The sequence below is a fragment of the Methylovulum psychrotolerans genome, assembly GCF_002923755.1.
GTDB lineage: Bacteria > Pseudomonadota > Gammaproteobacteria > Methylococcales > Methylomonadaceae > Methylovulum > Methylovulum psychrotolerans.
In genome coordinates this window covers 194,622-221,251 of record NZ_PGFZ01000003.1, presented here as the reverse complement: position 1 = coordinate 221,251, position 26,630 = coordinate 194,622, and the positions used below count along the sequence as shown (strand labels likewise).

Below are 26,630 nucleotides of genomic sequence, written 5' to 3'. Positions count from 1 at the left end.
ACGGAAGGTGCACCTTACCGCGTTGTTTTCCAGATAACCCGCTACAGAAAATGCACTGATGTGCTGCCTATACCCAACAACTGCAATTGGGCTTCGGTGTTATGGGTGAAAATCAGTTGGTGGAGAACTGCGCCGTTGGCGGCGACAATGTCCACTTCCGTACCCGTGCTGCCGTACGCTTTTTCATTGATGCTGTCGCCCGTCAGGTTGATTAATGCCAGGTTAAGGTCGGTGATGTGGGCGGTTTCGGTCAGGGTGACTGCGTCCAATACGGTCGGTTTGATTTCTATCAGCGGGGTGTGGACGGTGCTTAAATTCAAAGTGTTAAGGTAAGATGCCGAGGCATTGACGGACAGCAGGTAAGGCGATTGGATGGCGTTTAACGCCCCCATATCGGCGGCGGTTTGCGAGCCTATTAATGTCAGGGTTGGGGTGGTCGCATCGGTGAGGGTAATGCTGGATAACTTGGCCAAATTGGTCTCCAAGCCCGCGAGATGGGCGTTGATGTTGGCGGCACTGTCTACCACGGCGATGCTGGTAATATGGGTGTTGCCCACCTCGGCGGCAAAGTTGGCGTAGCTCGCCCCGGTGACGGCCAAATGGTACGGGCTGGCGGCGCTGACTTTCGCTAAGACCCAAGTATCGGCGCGGTACTGGCTGGCGGCAATGGTCAGGGTGGGTGTGGTGGTGTCGGTGAAGGTGATGCCGGATAGTTTGCCCAAATTGGCCGCTAATCCAGAGAGATGGGCGTTGATGTTGGCGGCACTGTCTACCACGGTGATGCTGGTGACGTGGGTGTTAGCCACCTCAGCGGCGAAGTTGGCGAAGGTCGCTCCGGTGACGGCCAAATGATACGGGTTAGCGGCGTTGATTTTCGCCAAGGCCCCAGCATCGGTAGTGTACTGGCTGGCGGTGAGGGTCAGGGTAGGCAGGGTGGTGTCGGTGAGGGTGATGCCGCTGATATGGGCCACATTGGCTTGTAGGGTGGCAAGGTTAGTCTGTACGTTGGCGGCGGTGTCGGTGACGGCGACGTGGTAGGCGCTGATGATTTTGGCCAGCACTGCGGCATCGGCGGTGTACTGGCTGGCGGCGATGGTCAAGGTGGGCGTGGCGGTATCGGTGAGGGTGATGCCGCTGATATGGGACACATTGGCTTGTAGGGTGGCAAGGTTGGCCAGCACATTGGCGGAACTGTCGGTGACGGCTATATGGTAGGTGCTGGTAATCTTGGTCAGCACCGCCGCATCGGCGGCGTATTGGTTGGCGGTGACGGCTAAGGTAGGTACAGTGGTATCCGTCAATTTTATATCTGCAATAGGTAATGACGGCAACAATTTATTGATCTTATCCAAGTTGACAAAAACATTGCCAGAAGTGTCGATTATAGAGATGGATAGGCTGTTGTTGAGGTTGGGCAACCCCGCCGCCAGTGTTCCCAAAGCGACAGCGTTGGCCACAACATTGGCCACCGTGTCGCTGATGGCGATGGTGAGGCGGTTGTTGTTGGTGATGCCGCCCAAACCTATATAAAAGTCTTTGGATAGCTCCGTTGCCAGCCCCCCTAGGGCGACGGCGTTGGCCGCGACATTCGCCGCCGTGTCGCTGATAGTGAGAACGAGGGAATTAGTGTTATAGAGGTCTCCATGACCAGCATTACTGGTTTCTTGGGATAGTTCCGCCGCTAACGCCCCCAAGGCAAAGGCGGTGGCCGCGACATTAGCCGCCGTATCGCTGATGACGACGGTGAGGCGGTTTTCGTTGAGGCGGTTGTTGTTGAGATAAGCGTCATGGACAAACCCTGCCGCCAGTGTCCACAAGGCGGCGGCGTTGGCTAGGACATGAGCCGCCGTGTCGCTGACGTTAATGGCGAGACCGTCGGGTAGCCCCGCACCCAGCGTCCTTAAGGCGGTGGCGTTGGTCACGACATTGGCCGCCGTGTCATTGACGATGCTGACAAGATACTCACCATTATGAACCCCCACCGCCGCCAGCGACTCCAAAGTGGCGGCAGTAGCCACAACATTGGCCGCCGTGTCGATGACAAAGACTTCAATAGACACGCCATTATGAAGCCCTACTGCCCCCAGCGACTCCAAAGCGGCGGCGTTAGCGGCGATATTAGCCGCCGTGTCACGGATATCCGTGAAAACTTCAAGATTGCCTTTATAGTATGTCTTAGTATCCAACCCCAGCAGTTCGGCGACACTGAGTGCCTGGTAAAACAGGTGGCTATTACCCTGCAAGGAGACAATTTGCGCCCCCAAGGCCACTAGCGCGTCGGCATTGGCGGCGATGTTGTCGTTGGAGTCTTTGACGATGATGGGGGCGGTTGACGTTTTGGCATAGACCAAAGCTTTAGCTGCGGTCAGGGTGACGGGTGCGGTCATGGGTATCTGCTCTCAAGAGGCAATTATGGTAAGTATAGAAAACCCGCCCAAGCCAAAACCCAAGGGCTTCCAGTTAGGCAAATTTATCGGCGGTTTATTTTATAGTATGGCCCCCGCTACAAAAGCGCGTGCTGGGATAATGCCAAAACAGGTGTGTTATTTGTCGGTATTGCCGGATTGTAACCAGACTTGCCCTCTGTTGGCAAATACCCCTGTTGCTATACCCGCCTAACGCAATAAAAAAATAAACCCTTAACTGTGGAATATTCACTTTTTAACGGATTGGGTATCCTGCCTGCCCTTTACACACAAGCCTTGTACGCAAAGCTATTATTACTGATGCACCAAAATGTCGGGGCTTCGGGCGGGATGGTATTGGGCGGGGTAAGGGGCGGTGCTTGCCGTACTGCATTAAGGTTGGGATTGTGCTTTAAAGCCATTCTGGGCGCGCGGGCTTTGCGGGCAAGATGCCCGCGCTCCCAGATTGCCCCTAAAGTTGCGCCCTAACCCCCTTTAACCGTATCATGGCTCCCTTTACCAGCGGCGGGTTTTTTAATGGCGACAATTAGCATACGCGGTGCGAGAACGCATAATCTTAAGAATATTGATCTGGATTTGCCTAGGGATAAGCTGATTGTCATTACGGGCTTATCCGGTTCCGGCAAGTCTTCGTTGGCGTTTGATACTATTTACGCCGAAGGTCAGCGGCGTTATGTCGAATCGCTGTCGGCGTATGCGCGGCAGTTTTTGTCGATAATGGAAAAGCCGGATGTTGACCATATCGAAGGCTTGTCGCCCGCCATTTCTATCGAGCAGAAATCCACGTCGCATAATCCGCGTTCCACCGTCGGCACGATTACTGAGATTTACGATTATCTGCGCTTGCTGTACGCGCGGGCGGGTACGCCGCGCTGCCCGGAACATCAAGTGTCTTTAGAGGCGCAGACCATCAGCCAGATGGTTGATCAAGTGTTGGCGCAACCGTCTGAGCAGCGTTGGATGCTGCTGGCTCCGGTGATTAGCCAGCGGAAGGGCGAATACCTGCAATTGCTTGATGATTTACGCGCCCAGGGTTTTATCCGGGCGCGGATTGATGGCGTGGTTTATGATCTGGACGAGCCGCCGACGTTGGATTTAAAAAAGAAGCATACCATTGAGGTGATTGTCGACCGCTTTAAAATCCGTCCTGATATGGCCTTGCGCTTGGCGGAGTCGTTCGCTACGGCGTTGCGCATCGCCAACGGCATTGCGATTGCCGCCAGTTTGGAAGAGGACGCGACTGAGCTGCTGTTTTCCGAGCGTTATGCTTGCCCGCATTGCGGTTATAGCCTGAGCGAGTTGGAACCTCGGCTGTTCTCGTTTAACAATCCTAAAGGCGCGTGTAGCCATTGCGACGGTTTGGGGGTGCGCCAGCATTTTGACCCGTCACTGGTGATCCATAACCCTGACATCAGTTTGGCGGGCGGGGCGATACGCGGCTGGGATCGGCGCAACGGTTATTATTATCAGATTATTTGCGCGTTGGCGGCGCATTATGGCTTCGACCCCGAAGCCCCTTATTCCAGCTTGCCGGAACGTATCCAAAACCTGTTGCTGTATGGCAGCGGCACGGAGAGTATCGACTTTAAATACCCGCAAGCCAGCGGCGGTTTTAAGCTGAAACAGCATCCGTTTGAGGGCATTATCGCCAATATGGAGCGGCGTTATCATGAGACGGACTCGGCGTTGGTGCGTGAAGAGTTGGCGAAATATTTGGCGCAAAAAGTTTGCACCGCTTGTGATGGTACGCGCCTGAACACGGCGGCGCGTAATGTCTTTATCGACGGCCAACCTTTGCCGCGTATTACCCGTTACCCGATCCGCGCCGCGTTGGCGTTTTTTGCGGCACTGAATTTGCCGGGGCAGCGCGGGGAAATTGCGGTGAAAATTGTTAAGGAAATCCAAGAGCGTTTGGAGTTTTTAGTCAATGTCGGTTTGGATTATTTGACGCTGGAGCGCAGTGCCGATACCTTGTCCGGCGGCGAGGCGCAGCGTATCCGCCTCGCCAGCCAAATCGGCGCGGGGCTGGTCGGGGTGATGTATGTCTTGGATGAGCCGTCCATCGGCTTGCATCAGCGCGATAATGACCGTTTGTTGAAAACCTTGTTCCGCTTGCGCGATCTGGGCAATACGGTGATTGTCGTTGAGCATGATGAAGATGCGATCCGCGCCGCCGACCATATTGTCGATATAGGCCCCGGGGCGGGGGTGCATGGCGGGCAGATTATCGCCCAAGGGACGTTGGCGGATATTCTGGCGCAAAGCGCGTCGTTAACCGGACAGTATTTGTCCGGCCAGCTAGGTATTGCCGTACCCGCCACCACGACACCCGTCAATCCCGATAAGCAAATCACGTTGCGCAACGCGTCTGGCAATAACCTGAAAAACGTCACCATCCGGTTTCCGGTCGGCTTGCTGACCTGTGTCACCGGCGTGTCCGGCTCCGGCAAATCGACCTTGGTTAACGATACCTTATACAGCCATGCGGCGCGGCTGATTAACCGCGCCAGCCTTATCCCCGCCCCCTGCGAAGCGATTGAGGGGCTGGAGCATTTCGATAAGGTAGTGGATATAGACCAAAGCCCGATAGGCCGCACCCCGCGCTCTAATCCGGCCACTTATACAGGCTTATTTACCGCCATCCGTGAGCTGTTCGCCGCCACGCCGGAAGCCCGCTCACGCGGCTACACCCCTGGGCGGTTCAGTTTTAACGTTAAGGGCGGGCGGTGCGAGGCGTGTACAGGCGATGGGGTGATTAAGGTGGAGATGCACTTTTTGCCAGACATTTTTGTCCATTGCGAACACTGCAACGGCAAGCGCTATAACCGCGAGACCTTGGACATCCGCTATAAAGGCAAAACCATCCATGAGGTGTTGGAGTTGACGGTCGAAGACGCGGCGGCGTTTTTCAGCGCTGTGCCGAGTTTGGCGCGTAAACTGCAAACGCTGATGGAAGTCGGCCTGAGCTATATCACCTTAGGCCAAAACGCCACGACCTTATCGGGCGGCGAGGCGCAACGCATTAAGTTGGCGAAGGAATTGTCCAAACGCGATACGGGCAAGACCTTGTACATCCTTGACGAACCGACCACCGGGCTGCATTTTCATGATATTAAGCAGTTGCTGGGTGTGCTGCATACCTTGCGCGACCACGGCAACACCGTTATCGTCATCGAGCATAATCTGGATGTGATTAAAACCGCCGATTGGCTGATTGATATGGGGCCGGAAGGCGGCGACGGCGGCGGCACGTTAGTGGCCGAGGGTACGCCGCAAACGGTGGCGGCGTGTCCGCAGTCGCATACCGGGAACTATTTGCAACGGTTTTTTGTTTAATGAAGGGGTCTTGCTCGGCAAGCCCCGAAGGCTATGGACAGGCAGGACAATTCCACGGCGATTCAACCCCGCCCTGCTTGGGGTTTGGTTGATTTGCCCTAGCCTGCCCACAGCAACTGGCTCATAAGCACCCGATAACCGCCAGAATAGGGTATAAAAATCTATAACCCATTGATTTATATATATGGCTCGGTACTTGCTTTAAGCTGCTGAGTATCGGCTGCACTTACTTAACTACCGCCCTCCAACGCTGTAGCCTAGGTGCTCCAGAAAGTCAGCCGATACCCAAAAACCGTCTATCCTGCTTGGCTGTTGTGCCAAGCCGCTTGCGGACATTTTCCAAACCACACATCACGAGGCATTATAATGACTAAAAAACTCACCCAATCTGTGGCCGTAGCCGTTTGTTTGGCCGCCAGCATCCTATTGGCAGCCCCAGCCCAAGCAGGCGGTGTCACTGAACCCATGCCTACCGAGGCACCTGCACCAAGCAATATGCCTGCTCCTGGCAAAGCCGATAAACAGGCGGTAGACAGCGCTTGCGCCCAAGACGCAGTAACCGCAGGCTGCACCGATCAAGTCGTCGGCAAAGGCTTGCTGAAATGCCTGCACGCTTATAAAAAGGCCAATAAGTCCTTTCAATTCTCCGAAGCGTGCAAAGCATCTATGACGACATTAAAAGCGGACAGAAAAGCCAAAAAACAGCAGTAAGGCTTAACAGTGGCTAAGCCATCAGCGCAAAGGCTGCAAAAATCTGATGGCTTAGCCAATAAATTGGCTAAGCCCGGCAGGCGGCTAGGCTTTGCACGACAACAGCCAGCCACCTGAGGACAAAAAGGGCTTAGCGGTGAAAACCCGTTTATGTACAAGCAAGTGACCGGAGCCATTCCCGCTGCTTGCCCCTGTAAGCCATTACGCTACCGCCCCACTCCTTGTAACTATCCAGCTCCCCAAGCCCATGTCCCATAACACCGCACAAACCGCAACCAAGCCCAGCGCAAGCAAAGCGTTGCCGACCAAGGTAAGGCATGACAAATACAGCCATTGCCTGTTATATGCTTGTGAATGTATGAAAGAATACCGCCACGCCGCCACTGCCCACCGCTTTAAAAAAGCCGCCGACAGCGCGTAAACCCGATGACAGGCAGCAAGCCCGTTAATAAAGCCACTGAAGCGGGAAACTGGCTTATGCGGCTTCCGCTTTGGGGCGCGGGCATCTTTCCCACCCTTACGGGCAAGATGCCCGCGCCCCAAAGATCCGTACCCTTTAGCTAACGCGGCCCATACACCCTTAACACCCAATGGTAAAAACGTAATGGCCGGATGATGATGACGGCAAAGGCGATGACGGGAGTCACCGGAACGGGGGCAATATCAATGATAAACAAGGCCAATAAACTCAAGAAACCTTTTACCCGCGCCTGTTGGGTTTGCTGGGGCGTAATGTCGGTATAGGCCACTTGGGCGGCGGGCAGGTTGGCATACAGATGCTGGCTAAGCGTCAAAAACCATTGTGGCCGCAGGACAACGACAGACAGGCCTATCAGGCAACCGGGAGAAATCGGCCCGAAGCCGATGACGGCAAAGACCGCAAAAACGGCGAGGCATTTTACTTGTGTCAGGTTCATAAAAATAGAGGTGGCTTAGTGGGGTTAAAAGTACCGTTGCCGTTAGGGATAACGTGCAAATATAAATGCTTGGGGTTTAGCTATCCTTGATAGGCCCGCCGCTAAAATAACGCGAATCCATTCTCGCCTAAAGCATGGCTTTTTTACCGCCAAACCAGTAGACTGCCTAGCGGATTCATCATCATAATACGCTTGCCATGCCCCCAACCTGCTTGACAACTTTCTTTCAGCACGACACCACCGAAGCACCTTTAGCCCCGCCGCGCTGTCTGGCAGCCTTTTGGCGGCACCATCCGCTGGCTGACCAAGCGGGCGAAACGCTGGTCGCCGCCACCTTAGCCTTTCAGCGGACGACTGGGGTGCAACTGGTTAAGCTCACTCCCGCAGGTAATTATCAGGTGGCGGGGCGCGGTGGCCATGCCGAATGGCGCGGCGATCCGATGGGGCGGCGCACGTTTTTCCGCCGGGCCATTACCCGCCCCAGCGACTGGCTAAATCTGAGCGCTAGCCTTACTCCGCTGGAACGGGATATGGTCGCCGCCGCCCAGTGCCTGCGCCAAGCCCTACCCGCCGAGGTGCCGCTGTTGGCGACAGTGTTCCCGCCGCTGACCCAAGCCTTAATGCTGGCGGGGCCGGAACAACTGCGGGCGCATGTGCAGAGCGCACCGGACGCGGTATCCAGCGGCCTGGCGACACTCCAAACAGGTACTGGACGGCTACTGGCGGCTTATCAGGCAGCGGGGGTAGACGGCATTTATCTCGCCGCCCAACACCTATCCGAAGCCGTCTTGCCACGCGGTCTCTACCGGCACATCGGACGCGCGGGCGATCTAGCAACCATGGCGGCCTGTGACGGCTTTAGCAGCAATATCCTGCATATCCACGGCCCGAACATCCACTTCGACGGCCTACCCAGCAACGGACAGTGGCTGATCCATTACGAATTGGGGGCGGCTAACCCGCCTGCTAGCGCGTATCGGGCTATCAGCCACCTCCCCGCCGTTATCGGCCTACCCTTCACAGTATGGGATACACCGGGGCGGCTGCATCCGGCCATCCATAAGCACTTAGCGGGATTTCAGCAAACCGGGGCGTTATTAACCGGCCCCTGTGTCATACCGCTGGCGATAACTGATGCGCATATCGCCACTTGGATAAGGACGATTAACCATGGCGCTTGAGTTTCCCCTAGATTATCGCGGCCCGGCCGGACGGCCTTTTGCGGCGTGGCCGCGCCAGCACCTAGACCAGCCTGTCTTCGCCCGGTTCGCCGCCTTTGCCAGCACCCAGCCCGACCAGCCTGCCGTTATTGAGGCCGAGCGTAGCTGGACGTATCAGGACATTTACCAGTTGGCCTTACAGGTCGCCGCCGCCGTGGCGCAAGCCTCGCCCGACCCGGTCGCGGTGCTGTTACCGATTGGTGGCTCCTTAGCCGCCGCCTTTCTGGGTTTGCTGGCTGCTGGCCGCCCTTATGTGCCGATAGACCCCAGCTTTCCGGCGGCGCGTAATCGGCTGATTTTAGAACAGGCAGGTGTCACCTGCGCCATTAGTGACCTTAGCCTACAACAGGCCGCCGCCGCTTGGCTGGGCCAGTTGCCCATCATCGACATTCACGCTTTGCCCACCCGGCCAGCATCCAGACTGGCGGGGCAGGCCGACAGTATCGCCTATATCCTCTATACCTCAGGCAGTACCGGACAGCCTAAGGGCATCTATCAGAACCAGCGCGGCTTGCTGCATGACGTTTACCAATACAGCCACGCCATCCACCTCAGCCCTGACGACCGCCTGACCAGCCTGTACTCGCCTAGCGTCAACGGGGCTATCCGCGACATTTACGGGGCGTTGCTGAACGGCGCGGCCTTGGTCGGCATCCCGGTGCAAACGACGGGACTGGCCGGGTTAAGCGCCTTGGTTGCCCAGTATGGCATCAGCGTTTTCCACGCCATCCCGCCGTTATTGCGGGCGTTTTTGCACAGCAGCCCGCCCGCCCAAGACTTGGTTTCGGTACGCTTGGCGTATCTCGCTGGCGACCGCTGTTTCGCCAGCGATGTCGCCGAGTTTTACCGCCATTTCCCCGACGATTGCCTGATTTATAACGGCATCGGCTCCAGCGAGTGCGCGACGCTGTATCGGCATTGGTTCATCAACCGCCAACAGCATTTTGATACCGCCCTGATTCCGGTCGGCTATGCCATTGCCGAACGCGACACTTGGTTGCGGGGGGCAGACGGGCAGCCTGTTTCGCCGGGTGAAATTGGCGAGGTGGTTATCAGCAGCCCCTTTATCGCCCAAGGCTATTGGCGTAATCCTGCGCTGAGCCGTGAGAAGTTTTACGGGCATCCAGAACGCCCCGGATGGCGATGTTTTGTGTCGGGTGATTTGGCGCGTGAACGGCCAGACGGCTTGCTGGAATTTGTTGGCCGCAATGATAGGCAAGTCAAAATTCGTGGCCATCGGGTCGAACTGGATGCCATTGAAGCCGAGTTACGGCAAATCCCCGGCATCCAAGACCTAGCCTTGGTCGTGGTCGGCACGGCGGAAAGCCCCGAACTGGCGGCCTGGCTGGTCGGCACAACATTGCCGACGGACATTTTACGCGCCCGGCTGCAAGCCAAACTGCCCGCCGCCTTCATTCCTGCCCATATCCATTGGCTACCAGAGTTACCTCGGCTACCCAACCATAAGGCCGACTTAGCGGCCCTACAACAGCTAGTCCCTGTTAAGCCCATCGCTGCCCCGCCCAATGCCCCCCAAACCCTCGCCGAGCAATTGGCGCATTGCTGGATGCAGGTACTGCGGCTCAACCCGCCGCTTAATCCGGCACAGTCTTTCGCTGACCAAGGCGGCGACTCGCTCACCGCCCTGATGGTGCTGGTACGCATGGAAACCATCCTTCAGCGGCGGCTACCGCGCGACTTACTGCAAAGCCAACAGACGTTTGCCGGATTGCTGCAAGCCGTACTCGCACCAGCCGCCGCCGAAGCGACACTGTACGTCATCATGGCAGACGGCGACGCTTATCCCCATTGGCTAGCGTTTGCCGAACACCTGCCGAACACCGTTGCCCTTGATACGCTCACTTTGCCGTCCGGCGAGGCAACCATTATCCAGCAGGCGGATTATATCAGCAGCCATATCCGTACCCGCGCCAATACCCAGCCCCAGCATTTACTGGGCTTCTCCCGCACCGCCTTGGCCGCGTTTACCGCCGCTTGCCAACTTAACGGCTCCGGCCAGCCGATACAATCGCTCATCATGGCGGACATTGCCGAACCCAGCTCCAACGATAACTGGCAACCGGGCTATTTTTCCGGCCCGTTAACCGTATTGGCACCCCGAACGCCTGACACGGCTAAGCGATGGGACTGGGCGGCATCTGCACAAACCATCAACGTCTTACCGATAGATTGCGGTACGGGGCAACTGCTGGGCATAGCGGCTGCCGCCCACGTCAGGCAAGCCTTATTGGTTGCCATGGGCATGGTTGATGCCCCCATACGCCGCCACATCAGAAAGGCCTTTTAACCGCAAGGAACGGGCATAAATAACTTTCTGTGGAGCGCGGGCATCTTGCCCACCTTTGCGGGCAAGATGCCCGCGCTCCAAGACTTGTGCCCTTTAAGGCAGATAAGACGCGCAATAGCGCGGTACATACATCACGCGCCTTCGTTACGCCCAAACAATTGATAAGCCACTTCGCCCGCCACCTTGCTTTTCAGCACCTGCCAATTCGTTGGTAAGTCCGTCAGCGGCACGTTGCTGGCCGATTCGACATAGATTTTCGCGTGGGGACTGAGCCAGCCCTTATCTTCTAGCCAGTGGCAGCTTTGCGCCGCCACACCTAGGCTAAAGGGCGGGTCGATAAACACCACATCAAACGGTTCGGCGTTGCCCGCCAAATAGCGGAAAGCATCGGTTTGGACGATCTGAATCTGAGTCGCGGCAAGCTTGTCGGCATTGCTTTTTAGGCATCGGCACACGGTCGGGTTTTGCTCGACCAGCACCACCTGTTTCGCGCCTCTTGAAGCGGCTTCAAATCCCAAGGCACCGCTGCCCGCGTATAAATCCAAGCAACGGTGGCCTAACAGGTCGTAGTGCAGCCAGTTGAACAAAGTCTCGCGCACCCGTGCGGGTGTGGGGCGCAGGCCGGGGGCATCGTCGAACAGCACTTGACGGCTCCGCCAGTCGCCGCCAATAATCCGCAGCTTATTTTGCACGCTTACCGACCGTAACGGTTTGCAACAGGTCTACAGGTACCCGGCGTTTTAAGGCATCGGTAATGGCGGCGCTGGTGACGTTGTCGATGTTTTGCTGGAAGGTGTCCAGATAATCCAAGGGCAGTTCATAAAAGCCGATCATGCCGACATAGCTGGCCAATTTCTTATTGGTGTCAAAACGCATGGCAAAACCGCCCGTGATGTTTTGCTTGGCGGCTTTCAGTTCCGCGTCGCTAGGGCCTTGGGCGATAAAATCAGCCAGGGTCTTATGCAGGACTTTTAAGGCTTCGGGCGTTTGGTCGTTGCGGGTTTGCAGGCTGATTAAAAACGGGCCCGGCTTTAACAAGGGCACAAAGGCACTGGACGCGCTATACGCCAAGCCGCGTTTTTCGCGCACTTCATCAAATAACTTCGACACCAAACCGCCGCCACCCAAGATATGGTTGCCGACATACAGAGTGAAGTAATCGGGGTCTTTGCGGAAAGTACCCGGCAAACCGACTAAAACATGGGTTTGCGTGGACGGGAATTCGATATGTTGCTCACTGCCTTTAACTGGCGGGGCGACCTCCGGCAAAGCGGGCGGTTTTTGTCCGGTAGGCAAATGTTGCACCAATTGCTCGGCTGTGCGTTTGGCCTGCTCGGCGGACAAATCGCCGACAATGACAATGACGGCGTTGGCGGCGACATAGTAGCGTTGGTAAAACGCCTGTACATCGGCAGCACTTAAGGCGGCGACCGTGCTTAAGGTGCCTTCATCAGGGTGCGCGTAAGGATGGTTGCCGTACAAGGCTTGGTAAAAAGCGATTTTCGCCAAGTCACCAGGCGATTCTTCCTGTTGCTTCAGTCCGGCCAAGGTGCGGTTTTTTTCGCGCTCAAAATCAGCGGCGGCAAAATGCGGCTTGCTGAGGATGACTTCCATGGTCGCCAGAGCTTTGTCGAACAGCGGCTTGTCGGTCAGTGTCCGTAAGGACACGGTGGCGTTGTCTATCGCGCTAGCCGCGCCAAAGTTGGCCCCGACGCTTTCAAAACGGTCGGCAATGGCATTGGCATCCCACTCGCCCGCCCCGGTGTCCAGCAAGCCCGCAGTTAACGACGCTAAGCCAAACTGCGCCCCATCCCGCGCACTGCCAGCGTCAAACAGCACTTGGATGTCCGCCATCGGCAAGCCTTCGGTATGGACATAATATACCCGGCTACCTTGCGGGGTTTGCCAATGCTCGATTTTAGCCGCCGCACTGGCCGTTTGGCTAAGTAGGAAGATCAGGAAACTGAATAAGTAAAAACGCATAATGTTAGCAATCCTCTAGGATGAATGCGGTTGTGGGGGGATGGCGGCTACTTTAAACCCAATGATCAAGTTTTTCATAAAGTCACCTCTTAATAGTGAGGGAAACTAGCGGAAAGCTAAGGCTTATCAAGGTGGACGCTCCCTCCCCTGATGGGGAGGGTTGGGGTGGGGAGAATAAAATCAATGACTTATGCGTATGGCTCAGAGATTTTAATCAACGTATTTCTGTCCGTTTAATGAAAAAAGCCTTATTTAGATTCTCCCCACCCCAGCCCTCCCCATCAGGGGAGGGAGACGGGCTTCGATGCAGCTTGTTGTTTTTAATTAATTTTAATTTTCATTATCCGGTAGCTGTGCTATTTATCTGAATGTTAAAAACTTGATGATCGAGTTTACATAATAAAACACAATAATACCTAACCCCGCACCAAGCGCACCGCGCACGGCAAGCTAGGGTTGTCGTTAATCGCCAAACCTTCGCTAAAGTTGACCAGCCACGCGCCGCCGCCATAGCCTGCGTAGGGCGAGATTGTCCATTGCCAGCGCGGGTTGGCGGGGAATACTTGGGCGTTGATGAAGCTGGCTTGGCCGATTGGGCTATCGAGCAAGGTTTTTAGTTCCGTCACGGTCGGTAAGCGCCAGTCGGTATAACCCGCATAACCGCCTTGCTGATTAAACAGGTGTACCGCCTCTTGGGCGGCTTGCCACGCATATAAGGCGGCTTCGCCTTCTGCCTTGTCGGTTTGCCAGCTTTGCCCTAAAGCAAACCGGCACCAGATCAGGTGGCTTTGGATGTCGTGGGCCAAACCGTTACTTAAGGCGCGGTAATGGCTGATGACCTGTTCGGTAACGGGCGGTTCTTTCGGGTGGGTGGTCGGTTGCGGGTCTTCGTTGGGCGGAGCCGACGCGGACGCATGATGTTTATATTTGTGCTCCTGCTCCTTAATCCACGCATCATGCTGCTTGCGTTTGACGGGATCGAGCAGGGCCTCGCGGGCATCGTTTAAAATACGGACAATCCGCTCGGCGGCGGCCTTGTCTTGGCATTTGTCAGGATGGTGCTGTTGTATCAGGGCCTTATGCGCCGCCTTAATCACAATATCGGGGGCGTTGTGGGCGACTTTTAAATTGTCGTAATGAGTGCGTATTTTTGCCATAGCGTTATTATTATTTTTTCGATGGGGTTATCAAGGCGCAAGGATTGCTCCTGCGCCCTAACAAAGACATCTTATTTTACTGTCTTCTGGCGGATAATTTTACTACCTTCTGGGCGGCAGGGGCGGCGTTTATCGGTTGCGGATCCAAATAAGCGACGTTCAGATGGTCGTCAACCAAGTAACGCCGCGCCACGTCACGGACTTGCTCGGCAGTCACTTGATTGATTTTACTGACATATTCGTCGGCTTTCTGCCAACCCAAGCCAACCGTCTCCAGCATCCCTAACTGCATGGCTTGGTAAAAATTGGAGTCGCGCTCATAGACGGCACTCGCCAACACTTGCGCCTTAATGCGTTGCAGTTCGTCCGGCTTGATCGTCTCTTGTTGCAGGCGGGTAACTTGGCTGCGCAATTCGGTTTCCAGTTCCCAAACGGTTTTACCTTCGGCGGGGGTGGCTTCCAGCTCAAACAAATCGGCCAACCGCGAGCTGAAGTTATAACCCGCCCCGGCGGACACGGCAAGTTGCTTGCCACGCACCAATTCCTTACTTAAACGGGCGCTGGAGCCGCCGTCCAAAACCCCGGCCAGCACTTCCAGCGCGTAGGCTTCCCACTCATGTTCGGCGGTTTTTAAGGACGGCACTTTATAGCCTAAGATCACCGACGGCAATTTGGCGGGGACTTTCACGGTCATTCTGCGCACACCCAATTGCGGGCTTTCGGTTTGGGGTTTCAGGGGTTTGAGTTCGCCGGGCTGGAGACCGCCAAAATACTGCTCGGCTAAAGAGAAGGCCTGGGCAGTATCGACATCGCCGACGACGACGAGCGTGGCGTTATTGGGCGCGTACCAGCGTTGGTACCACGCTTGTAAATCTTCGACCTGATAATTGGCGATATCGACTGGCCAGCCGATAATCGGGTTACGGTAGGGGCTGCTGGTAAACGCCAGCGCCATAAACTGCTCGGACATTTTCGCCTGCGGGTTATCCTCGGTGCGCATCCGGCGTTCTTCAGTGACCACTTCCAGCTCTTTTTTCAGCTCATCGGCAAGCAAATGCAAATGGCGCATCCGGTCGGCTTCCAGCTCAAAGCTCACCGCCAGCTTAGAGGCGGCCATAGTTTGGAAATACGCCGTGTAATCGTGGCCGGTAAAGGCGTTCTCATCGCCGCCGTTCTCGGCGATAATCCGCGAGAATTCCCCCGCCGGATGCTTATCCGTGCCTTTAAACATCATGTGTTCGAGCATGTGCGAAATCCCGGTGATACCGCCCGGTTCGTAGCTGGAACCGACTTTATACCACACCTGCGAAACCACCACAGGCGAGCGGTGGTCTTCTTTCACCAGCACTTTTAAGCCGTTACCCAAGACGCGCTCGGCAACAGGAGCGGCGGCTTGGCTAGCAACGGCAGGTAAACACAGCAACACAGTGCTGACGATAAGATGCTTCATAATTCCTCACGATAGGGTTAAAAATCCGGCTGGCAAACCGATAGTAGTGGGTTAGGAACGTGCATGAAATAAAATCGCAAGTACAGCACCCCTCCCTCCTGAGCGAAGCCGAAGGAGTCCCCCTTGCCAGGGGGAGGGGCTTTTTCCCCTGACTTCGCCTGTACGACGGGGAAGCCGTTCGCTCCCTCCCCTGCGAAGGGGAGGGCTGGAGTGGGGTTTAACACGCTGAGGTGTAATGGAACGCCTACTTAATTTCATCCACGTTACTTAGCGAGAAACAGGTTTCTTATAAAAAAAACCAGCCTCCTAAACGCGGTAAGCTTTGCTTAAACAATACCTTGCCGGACAGACAAGGCCTTATTCCCAACGTCCAGACAACCCCATAAGCCAGCAGATAGAACCCTACCCTAAGGCTTATCAGAATTGGTACATTAAGCTGACGCGATAGCCACTGACATCCTTACCCGTCGCGCTGAACAAATAATTGCCGCCCAAGCTCAACGCGCTTAGCCAATGCTTATCATTGACGGCTTTTACTGTTATACCCAATTCATTGTATTGGTCAACAAAGAAATGCGAGCCAAAATATTCGGTGTCGGTAAAGTTACCCGCCACATTCAGCTTATGCCCCCAAAAATCGCCATTGACGTTTTTGCTGAGGATCAGGCCGTTCTTTAAAATATAGTTTTGCAAATTCGGGTCGACCGAATAACCTTTAACCGCAAACGGCAAGGTGGTGTAGTAACCTGCCATATTGCCGATAGTCAGTTTTAAGCTATTAGGGTCTAAAGACTCCAGGTCAAAGGTGTATTTGCTGGTCACCGTACCCGAAGCGACATGCCCGGCATCGGCCAAATCGAACGAGCCGCGCAAGCTATACGCCACCGCAGGCGTTAACACCCATTTATCGTTCATCCGGTATTTATAGGCAACCCCCGCGCCGCCGTCATAAGAAGTCGCGCCTTGGGTGTCGATATAAGTAAACGGTGCCGACACAATAATCTGCTGCCTATCATCCAGCTTAACCGTATAGCTGAGCGGCAGGGTAAAGGTATCGACCGACTTGCCGCTTAAATCATAATGCCCATAACGGATACCGCCATCAAAACGGTTTTTTATATTGGGGTTTTTGCGGGTAGAGCCAGACCAATCATCGGTCATCGCCAACAAATAGGCGTTTTCGACCATAACCCCCATCAAACTGGACGGATTGCCGCCCAAAGGGTCTGCCGGATCAACCTTAGCCAATTGTTTATTAATGCTGGCATTGTGGCTTCTGACAAAGTTTTCTACTTTTGTATCCAATTGTTTGCTCAAACTGCCTACACCGCCGGGCGTGACCACCACCGATTGCTGAATCCCTAAACCTGGAATGGTGACGTTAACCTGCGTGGTGGAGACTTTTTGGAATTCAATCGGTACGCCCTTAAAATTCATAATAATGTCTGCCCCGACTGTGCTTTTCACGCCAGGAAACAGACCTTGATAATTTTCCGGATGGTTAGCCGCCTTAATGGCATCATCAAAGGTTGCGAACCCTAAACTACGGGTTATACCGCCCAAGGTCACCGTGGTGTCAAAATTATCCGCCACCGCCGCTTGTGCGGCACATAACAGAGTCAGGGCGGATAATAAGGTATTTTTTGTTTGCATGGGCGTTCCTACTAAAGTTGAATTGACATTTTACCAACAAGATATGACAAAAATGCCACATTTTGTTGTTGGCAGCCATTTTCAACGATCAGGGAAAGTGCAACAAGGCATAAATACAGTTAGGATTGGGTAATATTACCCAAAAAACTGATTGCCTACGCAAAAAAAGGCCGGAATGCTCCGGCCTTTTTTATACCACCCAATTAGCGCTTAGTTCAACAAGCCTTGCAACAGGCCGTTCAATTTATGTACAAACGCCGTCGGGTCTTCCAATTGTCCGCCTTCGCTTAAAATCGCTTGGTCGAACAGGATATGCGCCAAATCGGCAAAACGGGCATCGTCTTGCTCAGACTTCAGGCGGGCGATTAAAGCGTGGCTGGGGTTGATTTCAAAAATCGGTTTTCTGCCCATGCCCATGCCGCCCATTAATTGACCCGCATCTTTCATAATGCGTTCCATATTGAGGCTCATGCCATAAACGTCGGCGACCAAACACGCAGGGGATTCGGTCAGGCGGTGGCTTAAGCGCACGTCGCTCACCTTATCGCCCAACACCTCTTTAATCTGTTTCAGCACCGACTCAAAGTCATGACTGACTTCTTCTTGGGCTTTTTTCTCTTCTTCGCTCTCTTCAACGCCTAAGTCCAAATCACCTTTGGCGACCGACTGCAAATGCTTGTCGGCAAAATCGCTTAAGTTAGTGACCAGCCACTCGTCGATACGGTCGGACAATAACAGGACTTCGATGCCTTTTTTACGGAAAATTTCCAGATGCGGGCTGTTTTTTGCCGCCGCAAAGCTGTCTGCTGTCACATAATAGATTTTGTCTTGGCCTTCTTTCATACGGCTGACATAATCTTCCAAGGTCACGTCTTGGGTGGTGCTGTCGGTCAGGGTTGAGGAGAAACGCAGCAATTTGGCGACGCGCTCTTTATTGCCGTGGTCTTCAATCACACCTTCTTTCATGACCGGGCCGAAATCTTTCCAGAATTGCGCGTATTTTTCCGGCTCATTTTTCGCCAAAGCTTCCAACATGCCCAAGACTTTTTTCACCGCACCTGCTTTAATGGTGCTGATTTGTTTGCTTTGTTGCAAAATTTCCCGCGACACGTTCAGCGGTAAGGAATTGGCATCAATAATCCCTTTGATAAAGCGCAAATACCGTGGCATCAACTGCTCGGCATCGTCCGTGATAAAGACTTTACGGATATACAGCTTCACGCCGTGCTTGGCATCCCGGTCCCACAAATCGAATGGGGCGCGGGCAGGCACATACAGCAATAAGGTATATTCGTTAGTGCCTTCGACTTTGCTGTGGACATGGGTCAGCGGGTCTTGGTAGTCATGGCCGACATGCTTATAAAATTCGTTGTAATCGTTATCCGAAATTTCCTGACGCGATTTTGTCCATAAGGCTGACGCGCTGTTGATGGTTTCTTCAACAATTTCCGGCGCGGCTGGCTCTTTGGCTTCGGCGTTTTCTTCGCCCTCTTCCGGTTCGTCGTCGTAGCTAGGCGCCGCCTCTTTGTCCATCACGATAGGCAAAGAAATATGGTCGGAGAATTTTCTGATAATGGAGCGGATACGGTAGCCGTCTAAGAACTCGCTTTCGGCTTCTTTCAAATGCAGGACGATTTCCGTACCGCGTCCGGCTTTTTCGACCGTTTCCAAGGTGTAATCGCCTTCGCCAGCGGATTCCCAACGGGTGGCTTGGTCGGTGGGAGCCCCGGCTTTGCGGGTCGTCAGGGTGACTTTATCGGCAACGATAAACGCCGAATAAAAGCCCACACCGAATTGGCCGATCAGTTCGCTGTCTTTGGCTTGGTCGCCGGTCAGCGCGTCAAAAAATTGTTTGGTGCCGGATTTGGCAATCGTGCCGATATGTTCCTGCACTTCTTCGCGGGTCATGCCGATACCGTTATCGCTAATGGTAATGGTGCCTTGGTCTTTATCAAACGCCAAACGGATTTTTAACTCGCTGTCGCCTTCGTACAGGCCATCGTTAGACAAGGCCAAAAAGCGCAACTTATCGGCGGCATCAGAGGCGTTAGACACCAATTCGCGCAAGAAAATTTCCTTGTTGCTGTACAAGGAATGGATCATTAAATGTAACAGGTGTTTGACTTCGGTCTGAAAGCCCAAAGTTTCTTTTTTTGCTTCAACAGTCATGTTTGATAATTCCCGATGGTTATAAAATATAGACAACCCCAATGTGGGGGCGAGCTGATAATTTTCAAGGCCCGGCGTAAGATGTTGCGCTAAGATGGGGAATGCAAAACAGAGAGCTTAGCGCATTGGCATGGTGTGGTGACGTACGCAAAACTGTTCGTATGGGGATGTGCGTTAAACCGCTCATGCTTCGACAAGCTCAGGAGAACCTTGTCGAAGCATGAGCGGTTTAACGCTATTAGATCAATTAACCTTCACCTTTACCTGCCAATACACCGCCACCAAGATGGCGCTAAACACCAACAGCCCTAAGACAATCTGATGCGAATACTGCGCAATCAACGCTTGGTTTTCCCCCAGAAAATACCCGACAAAGGTGAGGATAGTCACCCAAAGAAACGCCCCCAGTAAGGTATAGAGGGAAAACTTGAGGTGGTTCATGCCCGCCAAACCAGCGGGTATGGAAATCAGATGGCGGATAACGGGCAACAAGCGGCCTATAAAAGTGGAAATCTCGCCATGCTCGGCAAAATAGCGCTCAACCCGTACTAAAGTCTCTTCACGGATCAGCACATAATGGCCATATTTCACCAACAAAGGCCGGCCCAGCCAATGCGCGGCAAAGTAATTGACGTAAGCCCCGAACAGACTGCCCAAGGTGCCGCTAACAATCACCAGCGCCATATTCATTTTGCCCTCATGCACCAAATACCCGGCAGGCGGCATAATAATTTCGCTAGGGATGGGGATGACCGAACTCTCCATCGCCATCAGCAAAAAAATGCCCGTATAACCCATAGAGCCGATGGTAGTGACAAGCCAATTGATGACTTCGTGTAGCATGTGCGTTTCCTGTAATGGCGACCGTAAAAAAGCGCGATTTTAGCACTTTAAGGCGAAGGGCGTGTTATTGATGGTTTTAGACGCTGAGTCAGCGCCAAGCCCCCAAAAAGTAAACTTGTACACCCCGTGCATTTCCCCGATACTAGCGGCTTTTTAGCAGACCACGCGGAACCTTAAATATGGACATCGTTTTTTTAGGCGGCCTTAAAATTGATACCCTGATCGGCATTTATGATTGGGAACGGCAGCAACGGCAAACCGTGATTTTAGATATTGAAATGGCTTTTGACATTGCCAAAGCGGCGGACACCGACGACATCCGCTATGCCTTAGACTATAAGACCGTCTCCGACCGCATCATCAGCTTTGTCCAAGCCAGCGAATTTTTTCTGGTGGAGCGGCTGATTTCAGAAATTGCCGAGCTGATCCTCGGTGAATTTGCCGTGCCGTGGGTAAAAATCACCCTCAATAAAAAAGGCGCGATAGGCAGCGGCATTGATGTCGGCATCACCATCGAACGGGGAGTAAAAAGCACATGACCATCGGTTATATCAGCATCGGCAGCAATATCGAACGCAATAAACATATCGCGGCGGGGGTGCAGGCGTTGCAACACCTGTTCGGCGAACTGGTGGTGTCCAGTGTTTATGAAGCCGACGCGGTGGGCTTTCCCGGCGCACCCTTTTATAATCTGGTGGTCGGTTTCAATTCCGAATTGGATGTCCACACCATCGCCCAACTGTTGCGGAAACTGGAATTTGCCCATGGCCGCCCGGCGGACAGCCAAAAATTCTCGGCGCGGACGTTAGACCTGGATTTGCTGCTCTACGGCGACACCGTCATCAACGACGACAGCCTGCAACTGCCCCGCCCCGATATAGAACGCTATGCCTTTGTTCTGGAACCGTTGGCGGAAATCGCCCCCGACTTACAGCACCCGTTATTACAGCAAAGCTACGCGCAATTATGGGCAGCCATGGCCAAAACCAAGCCCTTGCAATGGCGGGTGGATGTGGCTTTGGAAACACCGCCGGAGTGATGGCCCGCAAAAGCGTTTAGCTTTTGCCGAGGGCTTTTATACACCAGTAAACCGATAAGGTCTAAGCGGCTTGTAAAATGGCCAACCCTTTTTTAATATCTTGCTTACCAGCAGAATACCATTTACTATTATTTATTGGTACTTAGTGGGAGATAAAGGCTATGCAGCAAAAAAATACCAGTGTGTCCATAGGCACGCATTTTGAACAATTTATCGCCAAACAAATTCATGACGGACGCTATGGCTCAGCCAGTGAAACCATCCGTGCTGGTTTGCGGTTGCTAGAAGAACGGGAATTAAAACTAGCCGCCCTACAAAAAGCGCTCATAGAAGGCGAAGCAAGCGGCAGGGCTGATTATTCCCTAAACAGCTTAATAGCTGAGCTAGACGAAGAAAGCAGTAACTAATGTCAGGTTTTGAGCTGACGAATAAAGCAAAATCCGACCTTAAGGCCATTGGTAGGTATACCCAAAATAATTGGGGAAAGCAACAAAGGGATTTTTATTTAACGGCTCTTGACAGGTCATTTCATGTTTTGGCAAGCGATCACCTAAAAGGCCATGATTGCAGCGAAATACGCAGGGGCTACCGTAAATATCAACTAGGTAAACACCCGTGAAGTGGATATAAACCTTATTGAAATAGTGCGTATTCTTCATCAAAGAATGGACATAGAAGCCCATTTATAAATGGCTTGTTGCTGCGGCTTAGCGTTGATGCACATGGCTTTGTCTAAGAATTTCAGGGTGGGCTGTCATCGGTGTTGCTTAATTTAGCGGCGGCATCTATACCATAGAGAGCGTTAGTATTAAAGATGTGAACATCAAGTACCCCCCGCAACCCAACGGCCAAACCCCACCCCTTCTTATTACGCCAAGCCATCCAAGATAAATCCGCACAAACAACAAAACCCAATCAACAGCGGCGGTTTTATTTGCTTACGCGCAAATTTCAGGTAAAGTGTTGGGAGTTCAGCCGCCACCCAACGTTAACCACCCAGGAGCCGCTATGTTACCGACCGCCAAAACCTGCCTACGGGCTGTTGTAGGCACAGACTGCCTGCCAGACGGGCAGTATTGACGGCTTATGGTTAACGCTTCTACATCGGCAAAAGTCGCCATTATCGGCGGCGGCGTGGCGGGCATGGCCTGTGCGTTGTGGCTTAAACACCTCAACTACACACCCGTTATCATCGAACAACACCCCCAACTGGGCGGGCAACTGCGGGATTTGCACCGCGTCAACCGCTGGGTGCTAGGGATGCCCGACAAAACGGGGGCGGAACTGGCCGCGCTTTACGCCGCCCATATCCGCCAAGAAACCATAGACATTATCTACTCTGCCCAACTGCTGGCACTGACCGCCACCGCCCACGGCTTTACCGCCACCGTCCGGCAAGCCGACCAGCCGTACACACTTAACTTTTGCGCCATCGTCATCGCCACCGGGGTGCGCACCTTAGGCCTAGAAGTTTTCGCGCCCCTGCCCGGCTTCGCCGCCGCAGCCGGGCTAATCAGCACCTTTCCCTTTGACCACTTGCTACCGCCCGATGCCCTAGCAGGTAAATCTGTCGCGGTTATCGGCGGCGGCGATAACGCCTACCTGACCGCCCAAGATGCCGCCCAAGCCGGAGCTTACGTCCAACTCGTAGTCCGCACCGTCCCCAAAGCCCGCGCGGCGGTGCGCCAAGCCGTACAAAAATACATCGGCCTAGGCCAGATACAAGAACGCACCCACACCCAAGTGACCGCTTTCCACAGCCATCCGCACGGCGTTACCCTAGCCTTAAGCCAAGGCGGCAGCATCACCGTAGCACGGATTTTTGCCCGGCTGGGCTTTACCGCCAATACCGATAGCTTGACAGGCTTGAGCGCCTTAGACGGCTTGGCGACCGAGCACGGTTATATCCAAACCGATGCCGCGCAACGCACCAACCTACCGTGGGTGTATGCCATCGGCGATGTCGCCAACGCACGGCATAAGTCAGTCGTCAATGCCATCGCCGAGGGCGCGAAGGCCGCACAGGATTTGAGCGAACGGGGACAAGACCATGACAAGCAATCCCAATAAGGCCAAACCGCTGGTCTGGGTCGTGGACAGCACCTACACAGGCGAACTGCACGCGCGTATCGGTTTGGCGGAACGCCTCGGCTATGGCTACCAACTCATCCCCCTACCTGAAGCGCCTAGCCGCACTTATGGACGGCACTTACAGCAACGCTATCGGCATGAAACCCAAGGCAATACCGCCACGCCCTTGCTGATCATCAGCGGCACCGGCGAAGAGACCACCGCCGCCATCGCCGACTTACGCCCATTGTTTGCCGGACAATTAGTCACCATTTACCTAGCTTCCATTTTACCCGACGAACACCACCCCAGGCTGGCCGAATACGACCTGATCGCCTCGCCGCAACTGGCGGGCGACAATATCGTTACCCTGATCGGCGTACCGCACCAACTCAGCCAAGACAACTTACGCCTCGCCCGCCAGCAACACGCCGCCTACTTCAACACCCTGCCCCGCCCGCTTATCGCCCTGCTGGTCGGCGGCAACACCCGCTACTGCGACGGCTTCACCGAAGACCACGCCCAACGCTTAGCCACACGGGTTGCCGCCATCAGCAAAACCCTAGGCGGCAGCTTAATCATCACCAACAGCCGCCGCACCCCCGCCCCCGCCCTAAACGCCCTACTGGCCGGACTGGACGGCATCCCCTACCAAGCCTTCGACTGGCAACACCTCGCCGACAACTTCTACCACGCCCTACTCGCCCACGCCGACCTGTTCGTCGTCACTGGCGACTCCTTATCCATGTGTTCAGAAGCAGCCTTTACAGGCAAACCCCTGTTAGTAGACCTCAGCAACACCGCCACCGAATGCTACCACCGCCAAATCGTCGGCGGCCTCATCAGCTATGGCGCGGCGAAATTACTGGGCGATACCTTCGAGCCGTGGCACTACACCCCACCCGATCCGACCGGGGCGGTGGTTAGCGTGATACAGCGGCGGTTTTTGTTAGAGGAATCAGATGTTGATTAATTGTCAACGTCTCATCCACTGGATTAAACACTAAAACATAAGATATTTGGTTCTTACAATCTTAAACAAGCTGATGCCATACCCGCTATAATTACCCTAACAAATTAATAGATGTAAATAGTGCTACTTAGGATTCGACGATGTTGTTAAATGGCTTTGGCTTTTCTGGTTATAGAAGCTTTGGGAATGATTTAGTAAAAATAGGACCGCTGAAAAAAATTAATTTTATTATTGGGCAAAACAATGTTGGCAAGTCGAATATAATAAATTTTCTTGCTCACCATTATCCTTATTTTCTTTCTAAGATCGCTAAACTTAGCCATCCAATAGCTTACAACACCAAAAAAACTACGTTTAATGAAATTGATTTTCATTTTTCTGCCTTAAAATCAATACACAGAATATCTTTTCCCATATTTAAAAATGAAATTAATAGTTACATGAGAGACAAACAACTCCGACATACGCCAGAGTTGGAAAAGCTGCTTAACTATCTATATGATAATAATGGAACCATTTGGTTTACATACACAATTGAAAGGATTAAAAAAAATGAATTTCTATTAGAAACAAGCAATACAAATGAGATAAAAGCCTTAATGGAACCGCATGAATGGCAACAACTTTGGCACGATATTACAGATAAATCTCACATAAATATAAATGATTGGCAAGAAGACTTTATTGGTATAGAAAAAATACTTAAAATTTTATCAGTTACACCAAAATCATTGCCAAATGTTGAAATAATCCCAGCCATCAGAAAAATCGGAGCCGCAGGAAGCCAGGCATCTGATTTTAGCGGCGAAGGTATCATTGAAAAATTGGCCCAAATACAAAACCCTTTACTGTCAGAACAAAGACATAAAGAAAAATTTATTGCCATTAACCATTTTTTGCAGAATGTCTTAAGCAACCCAACGGCTAGGATTGAAATCCCACATGACCGACAAATGATCTTAGTGGAGATGGATAATAAAATATTGCCTCTTGAATCCTTAGGGACTGGCATTCATGAAGTCATTATTATCGCGGCCGCTGCGACATTATTAGATGAAACCATTGTCTGCGTAGAAGAGCCAGAACTGCATTTACATCCATTATTGCAAAGAAAATTAATCAAATACTTATCAGAAGAAACCAGTAACCAATATTTCTTCACAACCCATTCGGCACACCTTTTAGATGCCGTAGAAGCAGAAATTTTTCACGTCACCCAGTTTAACGGAGCTTCTCAAGTAGAAGCTATATCCAGTACGCAGCAACGCTCGGCTATTTGTAATGATTTAGGTTACAAAGCATCGGATATCTTGCAAACCAACTGCATTATTTGGGTAGAAGGGCCATCAGATAGAATTTACTTAAACTATTGGTTAACATCTAAAAATACCAATTTAACCGAAGGCATTGATTATTCAATCATGTTTTATGGTGGACGACTGTTCAGTCATTTAACAGGAGTGGATCAGGATGAATTATCAGATAGCATTGATGATTTTGTCTCCGTTAGAAAACTTAACCGAAATGCAGTCATTCTATTTGATAGCGATAAATCCGACCCTCATGCCCGCTTAAATTCGACAAAACAACGATTAAAAGCAGAGTTTGACAAGGGGCCAGGCTTTACTTGGATCACCGAAGGCCGGGAAATAGAAAACTATTTAGATCCTGAGAAAATTGAATCCAGCGTTAAGGCAATACATCCGAGTGCTGCTCAGCTTTTACAAAAAAGCCAATGGTCGAACTTACTTGAATATGAAAAAAATACAGATTCTTCAAAGCCCCCCTCTAAAATATCAAATATAAGAGCAGCCAATAAAGTGAAAGTTGCAAAATACTACGTTGAGCATTACCCTGCCGACTTAACCGTGCTTGATTTAAATAAACAAATTGATCGGCTATGTACTTTTATTGCTTCATCAAACAAATAGCCTGTTAGCTGCGGATATTCAATTATAGAATCCAACGCTAACGAAAAGTCGGCCTTATAGCTATCAAGCAATTGCTGAAGACCTTTACCGAGAGCATTAACCTTGCGTTGTTAGCTTAAGAACCGTGTTACTTGATTATCGATTTCGCTGAAATGGGTGAAGGGTGCGGCTTTTTGGCTCCACTCAGGGACCCAGAGGCGGGGCCGGACACGCTGAGTTGCAATGGAACGCCGACTTAATTTTATGCACGATCCTAACAAGCGGCAAAACCGCAGGCAAAAAAAAAGCCCCAACCGTCAGGTTGGGGCTTTCGTTTAGGAGCTTGGCGATTCCCTACTTTCGCATGGCAAACTGCCACACTATCATCGGCGCTAAGCGGTTTCACTTCCGAGTTCGGGATGGGGTCGGGTGGTTCACGCTCGCTATGGTCACCAAGCAATTCGG

At 52.8% G+C, this 26,630-nt stretch carries 21 protein-coding genes and 1 rRNA gene; 12 read left to right on the top strand and 10 right to left on the bottom strand.

Annotated features, from left to right (window positions below; genetic code table 11):
• Positions 1 to 41 precede the first annotated feature (41 nt).
• Positions 42 to 2,387 (bottom strand): hypothetical protein, encoded by a 2,346-nt coding sequence (locus AADEFJLK_RS09020; protein WP_103974008.1) that lies wholly within the window; start codon positions 2,385 to 2,387, stop codon positions 42 to 44.
• Positions 2,388 to 2,942: 555 nt separating this feature from the next.
• Here AADEFJLK_RS09020 and uvrA point away from each other — a divergent pair.
• From uvrA to AADEFJLK_RS24445, 3 genes are all read left to right on the top strand, one after another.
• The gene (uvrA, locus tag AADEFJLK_RS09010) at positions 2,943 to 5,762 is read left to right on the top strand and encodes an excinuclease ABC subunit UvrA (protein ID WP_103974006.1); all 2,820 of its coding nucleotides are present in this window, start codon (positions 2,943 to 2,945) and stop codon (positions 5,760 to 5,762) included.
• A 366-nt stretch (positions 5,763 to 6,128) separates the two neighbouring features.
• Positions 6,129 to 6,473 carry a hypothetical protein gene (locus AADEFJLK_RS09005; protein WP_088620876.1) on the top strand — a complete coding sequence of 115 codons (345 nt, stop codon included), beginning with the start codon at positions 6,129 to 6,131 and terminating at the stop codon, positions 6,471 to 6,473.
• 247 nt (positions 6,474 to 6,720) lie between these two features.
• Positions 6,721 to 6,894: a hypothetical protein gene (locus tag AADEFJLK_RS24445; RefSeq protein ID WP_157679432.1), complete on the top strand. Its 174-nt coding sequence runs from the start codon at positions 6,721 to 6,723 to the stop codon at positions 6,892 to 6,894.
• A gap of 139 nt (positions 6,895 to 7,033) precedes the next feature.
• Here AADEFJLK_RS24445 and AADEFJLK_RS09000 read toward each other — a convergent pair whose 3' ends face one another.
• A complete protein-coding gene (locus tag AADEFJLK_RS09000; protein ID WP_103974005.1) occupies positions 7,034 to 7,390 on the bottom strand; it encodes a hypothetical protein in 357 nt (118 codons plus the stop codon).
• A gap of 197 nt (positions 7,391 to 7,587) precedes the next feature.
• Between AADEFJLK_RS09000 and AADEFJLK_RS08995 the strand changes: the two genes are divergently transcribed.
• Positions 7,588 to 8,571 carry a uroporphyrinogen decarboxylase family protein gene (locus tag AADEFJLK_RS08995; RefSeq protein WP_103974004.1) on the top strand — a complete coding sequence of 328 codons (984 nt, stop codon included), beginning with the start codon at positions 7,588 to 7,590 and terminating at the stop codon, positions 8,569 to 8,571.
• Positions 8,561 to 10,918 (top strand): AMP-binding protein, encoded by a 2,358-nt coding sequence (locus tag AADEFJLK_RS08990; RefSeq protein WP_103974003.1) that lies wholly within the window; start codon positions 8,561 to 8,563, stop codon positions 10,916 to 10,918. The genes AADEFJLK_RS08995 and AADEFJLK_RS08990 overlap by 11 nt, the downstream gene beginning before the upstream one ends.
• Positions 10,919 to 11,049: 131 nt before the next feature.
• On the opposite strand, the gene rsmD is transcribed toward AADEFJLK_RS08990, so the two are convergent.
• The 7 genes from rsmD to AADEFJLK_RS08955 form a co-directional block, all read right to left on the bottom strand.
• On the bottom strand, positions 11,050 to 11,610 hold the full coding sequence (gene rsmD / locus AADEFJLK_RS08985; RefSeq protein WP_103974002.1) for a 16S rRNA (guanine(966)-N(2))-methyltransferase RsmD: 561 nt from the start codon (positions 11,608 to 11,610) through the stop codon (positions 11,050 to 11,052).
• Complete coding sequence (locus tag AADEFJLK_RS08980; RefSeq protein WP_088620881.1) at positions 11,600 to 12,901, bottom strand: M16 family metallopeptidase; 1,302 nt, start codon at positions 12,899 to 12,901, stop codon at positions 11,600 to 11,602. The genes rsmD and AADEFJLK_RS08980 overlap by 11 nt, the downstream gene beginning before the upstream one ends.
• Before the next feature lie 416 nt (positions 12,902 to 13,317).
• Positions 13,318 to 14,058 (bottom strand): Lcl domain-containing protein, encoded by a 741-nt coding sequence (locus tag AADEFJLK_RS08975; protein WP_088621025.1) that lies wholly within the window; start codon positions 14,056 to 14,058, stop codon positions 13,318 to 13,320.
• Between the two features lie 76 nt (positions 14,059 to 14,134).
• Complete coding sequence (locus AADEFJLK_RS08970) at positions 14,135 to 15,508, bottom strand: M16 family metallopeptidase (protein WP_103974001.1); 1,374 nt, start codon at positions 15,506 to 15,508, stop codon at positions 14,135 to 14,137.
• A 417-nt stretch (positions 15,509 to 15,925) separates the two neighbouring features.
• The gene (locus AADEFJLK_RS08965) at positions 15,926 to 17,161 is read right to left on the bottom strand and encodes a hypothetical protein (RefSeq protein ID WP_088621023.1); all 1,236 of its coding nucleotides are present in this window, start codon (positions 17,159 to 17,161) and stop codon (positions 15,926 to 15,928) included.
• A 210-nt stretch (positions 17,162 to 17,371) separates the two neighbouring features.
• Complete coding sequence (htpG, locus tag AADEFJLK_RS08960) at positions 17,372 to 19,330, bottom strand: molecular chaperone HtpG (protein WP_088621022.1); 1,959 nt, start codon at positions 19,328 to 19,330, stop codon at positions 17,372 to 17,374.
• 243 nt (positions 19,331 to 19,573) lie between these two features.
• Positions 19,574 to 20,173 carry a DedA family protein gene (locus AADEFJLK_RS08955; protein WP_103974000.1) on the bottom strand — a complete coding sequence of 200 codons (600 nt, stop codon included), beginning with the start codon at positions 20,171 to 20,173 and terminating at the stop codon, positions 19,574 to 19,576.
• A 179-nt stretch (positions 20,174 to 20,352) separates the two neighbouring features.
• On the opposite strand from AADEFJLK_RS08955, the gene folB reads away from it, so the two are divergent.
• The 7 genes from folB (at position 20,353) to AADEFJLK_RS08920 (ending at position 26,186) form a co-directional block, all read left to right on the top strand.
• On the top strand, positions 20,353 to 20,712 hold the full coding sequence (gene folB / locus AADEFJLK_RS08950) for a dihydroneopterin aldolase (RefSeq protein WP_088621020.1): 360 nt from the start codon (positions 20,353 to 20,355) through the stop codon (positions 20,710 to 20,712).
• Complete coding sequence (gene folK, locus AADEFJLK_RS08945; RefSeq protein ID WP_103973999.1) at positions 20,709 to 21,212, top strand: 2-amino-4-hydroxy-6-hydroxymethyldihydropteridine diphosphokinase; 504 nt, start codon at positions 20,709 to 20,711, stop codon at positions 21,210 to 21,212. The genes folB and folK overlap by 4 nt, the downstream gene beginning before the upstream one ends.
• Positions 21,213 to 21,373: 161 nt before the next feature.
• Positions 21,374 to 21,619: a type II toxin-antitoxin system ParD family antitoxin gene (locus tag AADEFJLK_RS08940; protein ID WP_103973998.1), complete on the top strand. Its 246-nt coding sequence runs from the start codon at positions 21,374 to 21,376 to the stop codon at positions 21,617 to 21,619.
• Positions 21,619 to 21,831 carry a type II toxin-antitoxin system RelE/ParE family toxin gene (locus AADEFJLK_RS26065; protein ID WP_211299181.1) on the top strand — a complete coding sequence of 71 codons (213 nt, stop codon included), beginning with the start codon at positions 21,619 to 21,621 and terminating at the stop codon, positions 21,829 to 21,831. Before AADEFJLK_RS08940 ends, AADEFJLK_RS26065 begins: the two co-directional genes overlap by 1 nt.
• A gap of 467 nt (positions 21,832 to 22,298) precedes the next feature.
• A complete protein-coding gene (locus AADEFJLK_RS08930) occupies positions 22,299 to 23,282 on the top strand; it encodes an NAD(P)/FAD-dependent oxidoreductase (RefSeq protein ID WP_103973997.1) in 984 nt (327 codons plus the stop codon).
• The gene (locus tag AADEFJLK_RS08925; RefSeq protein WP_249028011.1) at positions 23,263 to 24,255 is read left to right on the top strand and encodes a mitochondrial fission ELM1 family protein; all 993 of its coding nucleotides are present in this window, start codon (positions 23,263 to 23,265) and stop codon (positions 24,253 to 24,255) included. Before AADEFJLK_RS08930 ends, AADEFJLK_RS08925 begins: the two co-directional genes overlap by 20 nt.
• A gap of 140 nt (positions 24,256 to 24,395) precedes the next feature.
• Positions 24,396 to 26,186 carry an ATP-dependent nuclease gene (locus AADEFJLK_RS08920; protein ID WP_103973996.1) on the top strand — a complete coding sequence of 597 codons (1,791 nt, stop codon included), beginning with the start codon at positions 24,396 to 24,398 and terminating at the stop codon, positions 26,184 to 26,186.
• A gap of 320 nt (positions 26,187 to 26,506) precedes the next feature.
• Here the strand turns inward: AADEFJLK_RS08920 and rrf are convergent.
• A 5S ribosomal RNA gene (gene rrf / locus AADEFJLK_RS08915) occupies positions 26,507 to 26,622 on the bottom strand.
• Positions 26,623 to 26,630: the final 8 nt, after the last annotated feature.

Excerpts from the sequence above, each read along its gene's own strand:
- AADEFJLK_RS09020 (WP_103974008.1), bottom strand. The coding sequence starts at position 2,387 with ATGACCGCACCCGTCACCCTGACCGCAGCTAAAGCTTTGGTCTATGCC.
- uvrA (WP_103974006.1), top strand. The coding sequence starts at position 2,943 with ATGGCGACAATTAGCATACGCGGTGCGAGAACGCATAATCTTAAGAAT.
- AADEFJLK_RS09005 (WP_088620876.1), top strand. The coding sequence starts at position 6,129 with ATGACTAAAAAACTCACCCAATCTGTGGCCGTAGCCGTTTGTTTGGCC.
- AADEFJLK_RS24445 (WP_157679432.1), top strand. The coding sequence starts at position 6,721 with ATGTCCCATAACACCGCACAAACCGCAACCAAGCCCAGCGCAAGCAAA.
- AADEFJLK_RS09000 (WP_103974005.1), bottom strand. The coding sequence starts at position 7,390 with ATGAACCTGACACAAGTAAAATGCCTCGCCGTTTTTGCGGTCTTTGCC.
- AADEFJLK_RS08995 (WP_103974004.1), top strand. The coding sequence starts at position 7,588 with ATGCCCCCAACCTGCTTGACAACTTTCTTTCAGCACGACACCACCGAA.
- AADEFJLK_RS08990 (WP_103974003.1), top strand. The coding sequence starts at position 8,561 with ATGGCGCTTGAGTTTCCCCTAGATTATCGCGGCCCGGCCGGACGGCCT.
- AADEFJLK_RS08980 (WP_088620881.1), bottom strand. The coding sequence starts at position 12,901 with ATGCGTTTTTACTTATTCAGTTTCCTGATCTTCCTACTTAGCCAAACG.
- AADEFJLK_RS08975 (WP_088621025.1), bottom strand. The coding sequence starts at position 14,058 with ATGGCAAAAATACGCACTCATTACGACAATTTAAAAGTCGCCCACAAC.
- AADEFJLK_RS08970 (WP_103974001.1), bottom strand. The coding sequence starts at position 15,508 with ATGAAGCATCTTATCGTCAGCACTGTGTTGCTGTGTTTACCTGCCGTT.
- AADEFJLK_RS08965 (WP_088621023.1), bottom strand. The coding sequence starts at position 17,161 with ATGCAAACAAAAAATACCTTATTATCCGCCCTGACTCTGTTATGTGCC.
- htpG (WP_088621022.1), bottom strand. The coding sequence starts at position 19,330 with ATGACTGTTGAAGCAAAAAAAGAAACTTTGGGCTTTCAGACCGAAGTC.
- AADEFJLK_RS08955 (WP_103974000.1), bottom strand. The coding sequence starts at position 20,173 with ATGCTACACGAAGTCATCAATTGGCTTGTCACTACCATCGGCTCTATG.
- folB (WP_088621020.1), top strand. The coding sequence starts at position 20,353 with ATGGACATCGTTTTTTTAGGCGGCCTTAAAATTGATACCCTGATCGGC.
- folK (WP_103973999.1), top strand. The coding sequence starts at position 20,709 with ATGACCATCGGTTATATCAGCATCGGCAGCAATATCGAACGCAATAAA.
- AADEFJLK_RS08940 (WP_103973998.1), top strand. The coding sequence starts at position 21,374 with ATGCAGCAAAAAAATACCAGTGTGTCCATAGGCACGCATTTTGAACAA.
- AADEFJLK_RS26065 (WP_211299181.1), top strand. The coding sequence starts at position 21,619 with ATGTCAGGTTTTGAGCTGACGAATAAAGCAAAATCCGACCTTAAGGCC.
- AADEFJLK_RS08930 (WP_103973997.1), top strand. The coding sequence starts at position 22,299 with ATGGTTAACGCTTCTACATCGGCAAAAGTCGCCATTATCGGCGGCGGC.
- AADEFJLK_RS08925 (WP_249028011.1), top strand. The coding sequence starts at position 23,263 with ATGACAAGCAATCCCAATAAGGCCAAACCGCTGGTCTGGGTCGTGGAC.
- AADEFJLK_RS08920 (WP_103973996.1), top strand. The coding sequence starts at position 24,396 with ATGTTGTTAAATGGCTTTGGCTTTTCTGGTTATAGAAGCTTTGGGAAT.